Source organism: Actinoallomurus sp. NPDC052274, assembly GCF_040679475.1.
GTDB classification, from domain to species: Bacteria; Actinomycetota; Actinomycetes; order Streptosporangiales; family Streptosporangiaceae; genus Actinoallomurus; species Actinoallomurus liliacearum.
The window spans coordinates 40,349-52,017 of record NZ_JBFAUT010000040.1 but is presented as its reverse complement, the minus strand read 5'-3'; the positions used below and the strand labels follow the sequence as shown (position 1 = coordinate 52,017).

General features: G+C 70.6%; 15 protein-coding genes. 6 read left to right on the top strand and 9 right to left on the bottom strand.

Annotated features, from left to right (window positions below):
• The first annotated feature begins 10 nt into the window (after nucleotides 1-10).
• The 3 genes from AB0K82_RS29025 to leuA all read left to right on the top strand — a co-directional run bounded on the left by AB0K82_RS29025 (nucleotide 11) and on the right by leuA (nucleotide 3,681).
• Complete coding sequence (locus AB0K82_RS29025; protein ID WP_364402969.1) at nucleotides 11-625, top strand: zinc-ribbon domain-containing protein; 615 nt, start codon at nucleotides 11-13, stop codon at nucleotides 623-625.
• Nucleotides 626-906: 281 nt separating this feature from the next.
• Nucleotides 907-1,674: a dimethylargininase gene (gene ddaH / locus AB0K82_RS29020; RefSeq protein WP_364402967.1), complete on the top strand. Its 768-nt coding sequence runs from the start codon at nucleotides 907-909 to the stop codon at nucleotides 1,672-1,674.
• A gap of 297 nt (nucleotides 1,675-1,971) precedes the next feature.
• Nucleotides 1,972-3,681, top strand: coding sequence for a 2-isopropylmalate synthase (leuA, locus tag AB0K82_RS29015; protein ID WP_364402964.1), 1,710 nt, complete (start codon nucleotides 1,972-1,974; stop codon nucleotides 3,679-3,681).
• An 84-nt stretch (nucleotides 3,682-3,765) separates the two neighbouring features.
• On the opposite strand, the gene AB0K82_RS29010 is transcribed toward leuA, so the two are convergent.
• From AB0K82_RS29010 to AB0K82_RS29000, 3 genes are all read right to left on the bottom strand, one after another.
• A complete protein-coding gene (locus tag AB0K82_RS29010) occupies nucleotides 3,766-4,020 on the bottom strand; it encodes a protealysin inhibitor emfourin (RefSeq protein ID WP_364402961.1) in 255 nt (84 codons plus the stop codon).
• Complete coding sequence (locus AB0K82_RS29005; protein WP_364402959.1) at nucleotides 4,017-5,054, bottom strand: M4 family metallopeptidase; 1,038 nt, start codon at nucleotides 5,052-5,054, stop codon at nucleotides 4,017-4,019. The genes AB0K82_RS29010 and AB0K82_RS29005 overlap by 4 nt, the downstream gene beginning before the upstream one ends.
• 106 nt (nucleotides 5,055-5,160) lie before the next feature.
• Complete coding sequence (locus AB0K82_RS29000; RefSeq protein ID WP_364402956.1) at nucleotides 5,161-5,604, bottom strand: hypothetical protein; 444 nt, start codon at nucleotides 5,602-5,604, stop codon at nucleotides 5,161-5,163.
• Between the two features lie 117 nt (nucleotides 5,605-5,721).
• On the opposite strand from AB0K82_RS29000, the gene recO reads away from it, so the two are divergent.
• The gene (gene recO, locus AB0K82_RS28995) at nucleotides 5,722-6,540 is read left to right on the top strand and encodes a DNA repair protein RecO (RefSeq protein ID WP_364402954.1); all 819 of its coding nucleotides are present in this window, start codon (nucleotides 5,722-5,724) and stop codon (nucleotides 6,538-6,540) included.
• A 15-nt stretch (nucleotides 6,541-6,555) separates the two neighbouring features.
• Entirely contained in the window at nucleotides 6,556-7,380 is an 825-nt protein-coding gene (locus tag AB0K82_RS28990; RefSeq protein ID WP_364402951.1) for an isoprenyl transferase, read from the top strand.
• 130 nt (nucleotides 7,381-7,510) lie between these two features.
• Here AB0K82_RS28990 and AB0K82_RS28985 read toward each other — a convergent pair whose 3' ends face one another.
• The 6 genes from AB0K82_RS28985 to AB0K82_RS28960 form a co-directional block, all read right to left on the bottom strand.
• Nucleotides 7,511-7,693, bottom strand: a complete 183-nt coding sequence (locus AB0K82_RS28985; protein ID WP_364402949.1) for a hypothetical protein — start codon at nucleotides 7,691-7,693, stop codon at nucleotides 7,511-7,513.
• A 373-nt stretch (nucleotides 7,694-8,066) separates the two neighbouring features.
• A complete protein-coding gene (locus tag AB0K82_RS28980; protein WP_252815575.1) occupies nucleotides 8,067-8,435 on the bottom strand; it encodes a transcriptional repressor in 369 nt (122 codons plus the stop codon).
• Entirely contained in the window at nucleotides 8,432-9,253 is an 822-nt protein-coding gene (locus tag AB0K82_RS28975; protein ID WP_345362286.1) for a metal ABC transporter permease, read from the bottom strand. Before AB0K82_RS28975 ends, AB0K82_RS28980 begins: the two co-directional genes overlap by 4 nt.
• Nucleotides 9,250-10,005, bottom strand: coding sequence for a metal ABC transporter ATP-binding protein (locus AB0K82_RS28970; RefSeq protein WP_364402947.1), 756 nt, complete (start codon nucleotides 10,003-10,005; stop codon nucleotides 9,250-9,252). The genes AB0K82_RS28975 and AB0K82_RS28970 overlap by 4 nt, the downstream gene beginning before the upstream one ends.
• Nucleotides 10,002-10,892: a metal ABC transporter substrate-binding protein gene (locus AB0K82_RS28965; protein WP_364402944.1), complete on the bottom strand. Its 891-nt coding sequence runs from the start codon at nucleotides 10,890-10,892 to the stop codon at nucleotides 10,002-10,004. Before AB0K82_RS28965 ends, AB0K82_RS28970 begins: the two co-directional genes overlap by 4 nt.
• A 59-nt stretch (nucleotides 10,893-10,951) precedes the next feature.
• On the bottom strand, nucleotides 10,952-11,239 hold the full coding sequence (locus tag AB0K82_RS28960) for a DUF6703 family protein (RefSeq protein WP_364403048.1): 288 nt from the start codon (nucleotides 11,237-11,239) through the stop codon (nucleotides 10,952-10,954).
• Nucleotides 11,240-11,287: 48 nt separating this feature from the next.
• On the opposite strand from AB0K82_RS28960, the gene AB0K82_RS28955 reads away from it, so the two are divergent.
• Nucleotides 11,288-11,569: an antibiotic biosynthesis monooxygenase gene (locus AB0K82_RS28955; protein WP_345362298.1), complete on the top strand. Its 282-nt coding sequence runs from the start codon at nucleotides 11,288-11,290 to the stop codon at nucleotides 11,567-11,569.
• Nucleotides 11,570-11,669: the final 100 nt, after the last annotated feature.

The following is an 11,669-nucleotide window of genomic DNA, read 5'->3' as shown; positions in this document are numbered from 1 at the left end:
GAGGCCGCCCGTGTTGCTGATCTTCGGGTTCGCCGTTTTCTTCCGGACGGTGGGTCATGGTGACTTTCACTGCCCGCGCTGCGGAGGCGACCGGCGCTACCGGCGTCGGTTGGCCCGCCGGTGGTTCACGCTGTTCTTCCTGCCGGTGATTCCGCTGACCAAGGCCGGTGAGGTCGTCGAGTGCACCGCCTGCCGGGGCCGCTTCGGCCTCGGCGCCCTCCGTCTGCCGACGGCCCAGCAGATGGAGGCGGCCCTGCCTCTGGCCATGCGCGCCGCCGCGGTGCTGGTTCTGGCCGCGGGCGACCGGGACGACACGGGCGCGCGGAGCCGCGCGGTCGAGGCGGTCCGCGGATACGGCGCGGCCGACTTCGACGACGACGCGCTTCAGGCCGCCATCGACGAGCCGCCGCGGGACGCGGAAGAGGTGATCGCCACCGCCGGGGCACAGCTCACCGCGGAGGCCCGGGAGTGGTTCCTGGCGCAGGCGGTCCGCATCGCCCTGGCCGACGGGGCGCTCAGCGACGTCGAGCGCCAGGCGCTTCGCCTGGTCGCCGACCGGCTGGGTCTCACGCCGGCGCACGCGTTCGGCGTGATCGCCACCACGGAGGGGGCCGCCCGCGAGTGAGCGCGGCTCGACCGGCAGGATCGCGGGCCACGCGCGCGTGAACACGGCTCGAGCGACAGGAGCCGTGGGGCCGTGTGCGCGTGAGGGTGGTCTGATCGGCGGGATCCGGGGGCCGCGCGTGCGCGAGGACGGCCTGTCCGCCAGGATCGAGGGGCCGCGCGTGAGTGAGCGCGGCCGGTCGGTCCGACCGAGGGACCGCGCGCGTCGGCGCGGCCGCGACAGCGCAGTGACCGGAAGGCGTCTCCGACACGGGGATCGCCGTGACATGGCAGGAGCCCTCCGTGAAACCCGAGAAGCGCACCGCCCTGGTTCGGCGGCCGAGCCCGCGCCTGGCCGACGGGCTCGTGACCCACATCGACCGGACCCCGGTGGACGCAGGGTCGGCCGCGCGGCAGCACGAGGCGTACGTCGAGGCCCTGCGGTCGGCGGGCTGGCAGGTGCGTGAGCTCCCGGCGGCCGACGACCTCCCGGACGCCGTGTTCGTCGAGGACACCGTCGTCGTCTGCGACGGCCTCGCCCTGCTCGCCCGGCCGGGAGCGGCGGAGCGCCGTGCGGAGGTGACCTCCATGGAACGGGTGGTCACGGAGCTGGGGCTCGAGGTGGCCCGGATCGACGGCGAGGCCACTCTGGACGGCGGTGACGTGCTGCAGGTCGGAACGACCGTCTACGTGGGCCGCTCGGGCCGTACGAACGAGGACGCCATCTGCCTGGCGGCCCGGATCCTCGGCGCCCGCGGCCGGCATGTCGTCCCGGTCCAGGTGGAGGGCTGCCTGCACCTGAAGACGGCGATGACGGCCCTGCCGGACGGCACGCTCATCGGCAACCCCGAGTGGGTGGACACCTCGGTCCTGCCCGGCCTCCGCGTGGCGCCGGAGCCCTCCGGCGCGCACGTGGTCGTGCTGGGGGAGAAGCGGGTCCTCATCGCCGCGTCCGCGCCGCGTACGGCGGACCAGCTCCGGGACGAGGGGTACGAGGTCTCGGTCGTGGACATCAGCGAGTTCGAGAAGATGGAGGGCTGCGTGACCTGCCTGTCCGTCCTCGTTCCCTGACCGGCGAACCACCGCGGAAGTCCCCCGGCGCGCTCCACGGCCCCCGGCGCGCTCCACGTCGCCCGGCCGCGGGCCACGGCGGTGGACCGACGTGTCGACGGGGAAACACCTCGGCCGTCTCACTGAATGGGACCGATTGGGACGATGCGGATGCGATCTGTTACCTTGTACGACGTGCTGCGCGAGCTGCTCCTCCTTAGCGGCCGCGGCGGGGGCCTGTAACAGGTCGGCTCCCTCGCCGCGGGGCTTCGACGTGACCGTCGGCCGCAGGCACCTGTCTCGGGAGCATCCCTTTCCATGAATCCTCGTATCAAGCAACAGCCCAGTCCCATGCCCTTCGGCCGGTACGCCCCTTTCAAACCGGTCGAGCTGCCGGACCGCACCTGGCCGAGCAAGACGATCACGAAGGCCCCACGGTGGCTGTCCACCGACCTGCGTGACGGCAACCAGGCGCTCATCGACCCGATGAGCCCGGCGCGCAAGCTGGCCATGTTCGAGCTGCTGGTCCGCATGGGCTACAAGGAGATCGAGGTCGGCTTCCCGTCGGCCAGCCAGACGGACTTCGACTTCGTCCGCCAGCTGATCGAAGAGGACCGGATCCCCGCCGACGTGCAGATCTCCGTCCTCACCCAGGCACGCGAGGAGCTGATCGACCGTACGGCCCAGGCGCTGGCCGGTTCGCCCCGCGCGACGATCCACCTGTACAACGCGACCGCGCCGCTGTTCCGGCGCGTGGTCTTCGGCATCGACCGGGACGACTGCAAGGCCCTGGCCGTGCAGGGCACCCAGCACGTGATGAAGTACGCCGAGAAGTACCTCGGCGACTGCGACTTCGGCTACGAGTACAGCCCGGAGATCTTCATCGACACCGAGCTGGAGTTCGCGCTCGAGGTCTGCGAAGCGGTCATGGACGTCTGGGAGCCGGGACCCGACCGCGAGATCGTCCTGAACCTGCCGTCCACGATCGAGCGGTCCACGCCAAACGTCTACGCCGACCAGATCGAGTGGATGAGCCGCAACCTGTCCCGCCGCGAGCACATCGCGCTGTCGGTGCACCCGCACAACGACCGCGGCACCGGTGTGGCCGCCGCCGAGCTGGCGGTGCTGGCCGGCGCCGACCGTGTCGAGGGCTGCCTGTTCGGCAACGGTGAGCGGACGGGCAACGTCTGCCTGGTGACGCTGGGCATGAACCTCTTCTCCCAGGGCGTCGACCCGCAGATCGACTTCTCCGACATCGACGAGATCCGCCGTACCGTCGAGTACTGCAACCAGATCCCCGTACACGAGCGTCACCCGTACGCCGGCGACCTCGTCTACACCTCCTTCTCCGGCTCCCACCAGGACGCGATCAAGAAGGGCTTCGACGCCCTGGAGCGCGACGCGGCGGCCGCCGGTGTTCCGGTGGACGAGTTCCGCTGGGCGCTGCCGTACCTCCCGATCGACCCGAAGGACGTCGGCCGGTCGTACGAGGCGGTCATCAGGGTCAACAGCCAGTCCGGCAAGGGCGGCGTGGCCTACATCATGAAGACCGAGCACTCTCTCGACCTGCCGCGCAAGCTGCAGATCGACTTCTCCCGCGTCGTCCAGGAGCACACCGACGGCGAGGGCGGCGAGGTGACGCCCGAGCAGATGTGGGAGATCTTCGAGCGGGAGTTCCTGACGAACGGCCCGCGGGTCGGCCTGCTGGCCCACCGTGCCAGCTCCCGCGTCGACGAGAAGGACGTCCTCAACGTCGACCTGCGCATCAACGGTGAGATCCGGGAGATCGAGGGCATCGGCAACGGCCCGATCTCCGCGTTCATCGACGCGCTCGCCGCGGTCGGCGTCCAGGCGCGGGTGCTGGACTACACCGAGCACGCCCTGTCGGCCGGCAGTGACGCGAAGGCCGCGGCGTACGTCGAGTGCCAGGTCGGCGACGAGGTGCTGTGGGGCGTCGGGATCGACGACAACACGGTGACCGCCTCGCTCAAGGCGGTGCTGTCCGCCGTCAACCGCGCGGGTCGCTGACCCCTCTTCAGAAAGACGTGCCGTTCGGCCCCCTGAACCTGTGGGCCGAGCGGCCCGGCCGAGCCGCGCCCTCACAAAGGGCGATCAACGGCCGTGGGCCAGGACGTAGTCGACGAGTTCCCGGAGTGGTCCGCACAGGTCCGTCTCCGCGACCGGTACGCAGTGGTCGTCCATCTCGACCTCGTACACGAACCGGTCGGCGGCCGGGGTGGGCTCCGGCACGTCACCGAGGTCGATCTCGTCGATCAGCCTGGCCACCGTCGGATGGTCCGCCGAGTCGATCTCGGCACGGCGGACCATTCCGGCGAATCCTCCGCTGCGGGTGACGGCCACCTTCACGCGATCTCCACGCCCACGGTCGTCCACGCCCGGCGTACGGCGTCGCTCTCCGCGCCCTTCACGCCGAACAGTCTGCCCGCGCAGTCAGCCGTCATGCGGGCGAACGTCGCGAAATCCGCGTCCTTCGGCAGGTGACCACCGGTGAGCGTCTCGTACCAGATCCGACCGGCCTTCTCCCAGGCGTGACCGCCGATCGCGGCCGCGGCGAGGTAGAACGCGCGGTTGGGGATCCCGGAGTTGATGTGCACGCCGCCGTTGTCGCGGGTCGTCTGCACGAAGTGCGCCATGTCGGTGGGCTGCGGGTCCTTGCCGAGGTTCGGGTCGTCGTACGCGGTGCCGGGGGCCTTCATCGAGCGCAGCGCGACGCCGTGCACGCCGGCGGCGAACATGCCCTGGCCGATCAGCCAGTCGGCCTGGTCGGCGGTCTGGCCGAGGTGGTACTGCTTCACGAGCGAGCCGAAGACGTCCGACAGCGACTCGTTCAGGGCGCCGCTCTGCCCCGTGTAGTCCAGCCCGCCGGAGTACTGCGTGACGCCGTGGGTGAGCTCGTGCCCGGTGACGTCGAGCGGTCCGGTGAAGGTCGTGAAGACCTGCCGGTCGCCGTCGCCGTAGACCATCTGGGAGCCGTCCCAGAAGGCGTTGTCATAGTCGACGGCGTAGTGCACGCTCGCGACGAGCGGCAGCCCGGCGCCGTCGATCGAGTCGCGGCCGTACGCGCTGCGGTAGAAGTCGAAGGTGACGCCGAGCCAGTCGTAGATCTCGTCGGCGGATCGGTCGCCGGTCGCCGGGGCGCCCTCGGAGCGGACCGTCCTGCCGGGCAACTGGTCGCGGTGCCCGGCGTCGTGGATCGTCCGCTTCGCGACCGCGGGCCCGGTCGTCGGCTCGGCGGAGGCGATCAGCTGCGCGGCCGCGCGTGCGTCACGCTGCCCGCTGTCGATGACCAGCGTCCGTTGCGCGGACTCGCGCAGCCGTTCGTCACGGTGGTTCTCGGCGATGTGGTCCAGGACGTGTGGGGGGACGATTGCGCATCTCATGGAGCCACGCTCCCACGCGAATGCCCCTCCCACCACGCATTACCCGGACCGCATCCGGTCACGGACCGTCAAAGGCCGATTCCGCAGTGGAACTATCGGCGCTTCCTCACCAATCGCCCCCGTAGTCACCGTCGTAGTCGACGACGTCCTCGTGGACGACGTGCTCGATGACCTCGACGTGCTCATGCTCGTCATCGTCGTCGAGCAACTCGTTGACCACCATGCCGCCGACGAACCCGGCCGCGCCCGCCGCGGCGACACTGCCGAGACCGAACTGCCGCCGCTGGCGGTGCTCATGGTCGTGGTCGTAGTCCGGGTGGTAACCCGGCTGCTGGTAACCCGGTTGCTGGTAACCCGGTTGGTAGCCGTGTTGCTGCGGGTATCCGTGCTGGTACCCCGGTTGCGGATAGCCGCTCTGTGCCTGGAGGTACTCCATCCAGCGCTGCGCGCACGCCGCACAGCAGCGTACGGGGCGCGGCGCCCCCCACTGCGGTGTCCAGGTGATCTCCTGGGTGGCCATGCCGTGTGAGGCGTCGAAGAAACAGGTCAACGTTGTCTCCTGAGACGTCGGCTAGTACGAGGGTGAAGATCGGATCGTCAAGTCAACGACCTTGGACCGTAGTGGGTTCCTGCCGGTTCCACCCGGCGTCTGCGGGACAATGGACGGGTGAGTCTCTATCGTGACGAAGGCGTCGTCCTCCGCACCCAGAAACTGGGCGAGGCGGACCGCATCGTGACGATCCTTACCCGTCGCAGCGGACGGGTACGCGCCGCCGCCAAGGGCGTCCGCAAGACCAAGTCGCGGTTCGGCGCCCGGCTGGAGCCGTTCACGCACGTGGACCTGCAGTTGTACGAGCGCCGCTCCCTCGACCTGATCACGCAGGCCGAGACGCTGCGCCCGTACGGCGAGCGCCTCGTCTTCGACTATCCGCGCTACACCGCCGGCACGGCGATGCTGGAGACCGCCGAGAAGCTGACCCCGATCGAGAAGGAACCGGCGCTACGGCAGTTCCTGCTCGTCATCGGCGGGCTGCGGACCCTCGTGGAGGGCGGCCACGATCCCCGTCTCGTCCTCGACGCCTACTTCCTGCGCTCGCTGGCCATCGCGGGCTACGCGCCGGCGCTGGAGGAGTGCGCGCGCTGTGGCGAGCGCACCGGCCGGGCGTTCGCGATCGCGGCCGGCGGTATGGTGTGCGGATCCTGCCGTCCGCCCGGGTCCGCCAGTCCCGCCGAGGCGACGGTCGGCCTGATGATCGCTCTGCTGCGCGGCGACTGGGCGCGCGCGGACGGCAGCGAGCCGAGGCATCGGGTGGAGTGCAGCGGCCTCGTCGCGGCCTACCTCCAGTGGCATCTGGAGCACGGGATCCGCTCCCTCAGGCACGTGGAGCGCGAGAAGCCGGGTGCGACCATCGGAAACGAGCGCGAGGCGCGGGGCGAGCGGGCGGCGTTGTTCCACGGCACGACGCCGAACACGACCAACGAGTGAGGAGAACACCGGACCATGAGGGGCGTACAGCCGCCGGAGCCGCACAAGAGCGGCGCACGGCCGCCCGCGATCCCCAAGGATCTCATTCCCCGGCACGTCGCCGTCGTCATGGACGGCAACGGGCGGTGGGCGAAGGAACGCGGTCTGTCGCGCACCGAGGGCCACAAGATGGGGGAGTACTCCCTCTTCGACGTGATCATGGGGGCGATCGAGCTCGGCGTGCCGAACCTGTCGGCGTACGCGTTCTCGACGGAGAACTGGCGGCGGTCGCCGGAGGAGGTGCGCTTCCTCATGGGCTTCAACCGTGACGTGATCCGCCGCCGCCGCGACCAGCTGAATGCCATGGGCGTCCGCGTACGCTGGGCCGGCCGCCGCCCGAAGCTGTGGCGCAGCGTCATCAAGGAGCTCGAGGACGCCGAGCGCATGACCGAGCGGAACAACGTCCTCACCCTGCAGTTCTGCGTGAACTACGGCGGCCGGGCCGAGATCGCGGACGCCGCCGCGGCCATCGCCCGTGACGTCCAGGCCGGCAAGCTCCGTCCCGAGAAGATCAATGAGAAGGTCTTCGCGCGGTACCTGTACCGGCCGGAGATCCCGGACGTCGATCTGTTCCTGCGCCCGTCGGGTGAGCAGCGCAGCTCCAACTTCCTGGTGTGGCAGTCGGCGTACGCCGAGTTCGTCTACCAGGACGTGCTGTGGCCGGACTTCGACCGCCGCCACTTCTGGCAGGCCTGCGAGCAGTACGCCCGCCGCGACCGCCGCTTCGGCGGCGCGATCCCGAACGAGGTCACCGAGGCCGAGATCGGCGCCGACGACGAGGAGCCCGCCCCCGCCCGCTGAGCGATCCTGCCGGCGGCGCTTTTCAGCCGTGGCCGAAGACGGCACCGATGAAGCCGGCAGGCCGTTCATACCTGATCGAGAGCGAAGCGGCCCCTCAGCGAGGGGCCGCTCGTCTTGAAGGCTGCGGCCATCAGTTCTTCCGGCCGGAGTCCTCCGATGTCTCCTCGTCGGAGGGCTTCCGCGTCAGCTTGCCCCCCACCACGCCCACGAGGACGGCGGCGGCGGCCGCGGTGGTGTTGCCGGTTCCCGCCGCGAGCGTGACCGCGCTGGCTGTGACGGTTCGGTTGACCCTGGACGGGCTGGGCATTCTCATGGGGATTCCCTTCTGCGCTTCGTCCCGCGTCAGCGAGACAGCTCGCTCTCTCATGACCGAGCCGGTAAGGGACTGTACGGAATGTGGTCGATCGGCAACCGGGGAATCACGTGGTCACCGACCGGACATGACTCGGGTCGGCGTTTCGGGCCTGCGAGTAGTTCTTACCGAATCACCAGGGAAGGGGCCCCTTCGCCGCGGTCGCCGCTGCCTGCCCGGCGGGCTCCCGCTGGGCGGGAATCGGGTCGGAGAAGTGAGTCCCTGACACGAGTGCGGTTGTACGGCGCCACGGCGATGCGACGATGGTCGGCGACGTCCTCTATCACCGAGCTCGTGTGGATGGGCGGTAACGTGTCCGAGCTCGGATGTGAAATCAGTGCTCGGCGCAGGTGCCGAAGACCTCGACGGTATGGGTGACGTCCCGGAAGCCGTGCTCGGCGCCGACGGCTTCGGCCCACTTCTCCACCGCCGGGCCCTCGACCTCGACCGTACGGCCGCACACGCGGCAGACCAGGTGATGGTGATGCTCGTCCGTCCGGCACGCGCGGTAGATGGCCTCACCCTCGTCGGTGCGCAGCACGTCGACCTCGCCGGCCTCGCTCAGCGACTGCAGGGCGCGGTACACGGTGGTCAGGCCGATCCGGGAGCCGGCGGCCCGCAGGTCGGCGTAGATGTCCTGGGCGCTGCGGAAACTCTCACAGCCCGAGAGTGCCCGGCGCACGTCCTCCCGACGCCCGCTCACGTCACGTCCGTTCGGCGCATACGCACCAGTCTCCCCGTTCCGACCGCGGCCAGGAAGACGGCCATCGCCAGAAGAACGATCGTCGGGCCGGGGGCGAAGTCGGCGTCCACCGAGACCCACAGCCCGCCGACGGAGGCCACGACCCCCACCACGACGGCCAGCCCGATCGTCGCCTTGAACCCGCGAGTGAGCTGCTGCGCCGCCGCGACCGGCACCACCATCAGCGCACTGACCAGCAGCAGGCCCACCGCGCGCATCGCCACCACCACGGTCAGCGCCGCCACGATGGCGATCAGCAGCGACAGGAACCGGACCGGCAGGCCGCTGGCGCGGGCCACCTCCTCGTCCTGGCACAGGACGAACAGCTCCCGCCCGAACAGCGCCAGGATGACGATGACCGCGACGGCGAGGCCGGCGACGATGTACAGGTCGCCGGTGCCGACACTGCTGATCGAGCCGAACAGGTAACTGGACAGGTTCGCGCTGCCGCCGGACAGGTTCGCGAACAGCACGCCGCCGGCGAGCCCGCCGTAGAACAGCAGGGCGAGGGCGACGTCGCCGCCGGTGCGCGTCCGCACCCGCAGCAGCTCGATCGCGACCGCGCCCAGCGCGGACACCACGAGCGCGAGGATGGTGGGGGAGGTGCTGGTCAGCAGGCCGAGGCCCACGCCGGTCAGCGCGATGTGGCCGATGCCGTCGCCGAGCAGGGCCAGCCGCCGCTGGACGATGAACGTGCCGACCGCCGGGGCCGCGACGCCCACGAGGACGGCGGCGATCAGCGCGCGGCGCAGGAAGTCGTAGGACAGGAGTTCGATCATGACAGCAGGTGTGGTTCCTCGGCCGGGGCGTGCGGGTGGACGTGGTCGTGGCCGGGCCGGGCGCACTCGCCCTGCGGCTTCGGGGGAGTGCCCTCGTGCGTGATCAGCCCGTTCTCCAGGACCACGGAACGGGTGATCAGCGGCTCCATCGGTCCGAGCTCGTGGGCGACCAGCACGACCGTACGGCCCTCCGCGACCTGGCCGCGGAGCGTACGGGCGAGGGTCTCCTGGCTCGCGGCGTCGACGCCCGCCGTCGGCTCGTCCATGACGAAGACGTCCGGTTCACCGGCGAGGGCGCGGGCGATCAGTACGCGCTGCTGCTGGCCGCCGGACAGCTCCTGCGCCGAGTCCCGGGCACGGTCGGCCATGCCGACGGCCTCCAGGGCCCGGTCCACCGCGCGCCGGTCGGCGGCCGAGAACGGCCGGAACCGCGACTGCCGGGCGATCCGGCCCGACGACACGACCTCGCGCACGGTGGCGGGCACACCGCCGCCGACCGACAGCCGCTGCGGGACGTACCCGACGCGCTTCCAGTCCTTGAACCGGGCCGGCGGCACGCCGTACAGCTCCACCCGCCCGGCCGACAGCGGGATCAGGCCCAGCAGCGAGCGGATCAACGTGGACTTGCCGGAGCCGTTCGGCCCCATCACGGCGAGCACCTCGCCCGGCTCGACGGTCAGGTCGACGCCGCGCAGCACCGGGCGGCGGTCCAGCCGCACCTCGCCGCCTGTCATACGGAACGGAACGGTCATCGGCATCCTAGGGCGGGTCGCAGCGTCGCGAGATCACGGCGCATGATCGAGAAGTAGTCGTCGGAGGACCCCCGCTTCACACCTTCGACGGGGTCCAGGACCTCGGTGCGCACGCCCGCCTCGTTCGCGAGCGTGGCGGCGGTCTTGGGGCTGGCGAGCGTCTCGGTGAAGACGGTGGTGGCATGCGTACGCCGGACCAGCTGGGTCAGGCTCGCCAGGCGGCCGGGTGACGGCTCGGCCTCGGGGTCCAGGCCGGTCACGCCCACCTGGGTCAGGCCGTACCGCTCGGCCAGATAGCCGAACGCCGAGTGGCCCGTGACGATCTCCTTGCGGGCGCAGTCGCGCAGCCCCGTACGGAACTCTCCGTCCAGGGCGGTCAGCTTCGCGACGACCTGCGCGGCCCGCGCCCGGTACGCCGCCGCGTGCGCGGGGTCGATCGCGGCGAGGCGCTCACCGAGGGCGGTCGCGACGGTCGCGAACCTGTTCGGATCCAGCCACAGGTGCGGGTCCTCGGCGCCGTGGTCGGCCTCGTCCTGCGGGGCGGGTAGCGTCTTCACCAGCGAGGACGCGTCGAGGGAGTGGTGCTTGGCGTGTTCGCGCACGGCCTTGTCGACGGCCGGCTGCACGCCCTTGATGTAGAAGGCCAGCTTCGACTCGCCCACGTCGATCACCTGGCGTGGGGTCAGCTCCAGGTCGTGGGGTTCGGCGCCGGGCTTGGTGAGGTTCTGCACGGAGCCGTCGGGACCGGCGACCTGCTCGGCGAGCCACGCCAGCGGATAGAAGGCCGCGACGATCTTCGGGTCACCGTGGCCGCCGGTCCGCGCCCCGCAGCCGGTCACCAGCAGCACGGCGCCGAGCACGAAGGGCAGGAGTCGTCGGTATCGCACGGTCCGAGTATGGATGAATATGAAAATGATTGTCAAAACCGTACATGTCCGAATGGTGGTCAGCCCACCAGCTTCCCGACCGCCGCGACGAGGATGACCAGCGGCGCCACGAGCCTGACCAGGCGATGGGAGGCGCTGCGCACCGGCGCGGCCAGGAACGCGAACCACAGCAGAACGGCCAGCACCACCAGCAGCACGCCGCCGGCCACCCCCGGTACCGCCAGCCCCGCGATCAGCAGCGCGGGCAGGACCACCAGCGGAACCCAGCGGGGAAGCTGGTGGAGATAGACGAAGAACACGGCGCTGCGCTGCTGGAGTTTGGAAGCCACGCTCCCATCGTCGCGCATCGGCGTCCCGCGCGGGGAGATCGCCTCGCGTACCGGCATGATGGACGGGTGCTGGCCATCACCCGATACCGCGTCCCCGAGACCGAGACCGAGACGTTCGTCAAGACGGCGCACGAGGTGCTCCGCTCCCTCGCCGGCAGCCCCGGCCACCGCTCCGGCGGGCTCGCCCGCTCCGTCGACGAACCCGATCTGTGGGCGATGGTGACCTACTGGGACGGCGCCGGCTTCTACCGCCGAGCACTCGGCGCGTACGACGTCCGGCTGGCCCTGATCCCGCTCTCGACGCTTGCCATCGACGAGCCGGGCGCGTACGAGATCGTCGATCCCTGAGTAAAGAGCGGCCTTCCTGCCGTCGAAGACCTCCTCAGCCCCCCGCGCGCCCCACGCCCGTCCCGCCCGTCCCCCCGATCATCGTCGTACGGACGACGAT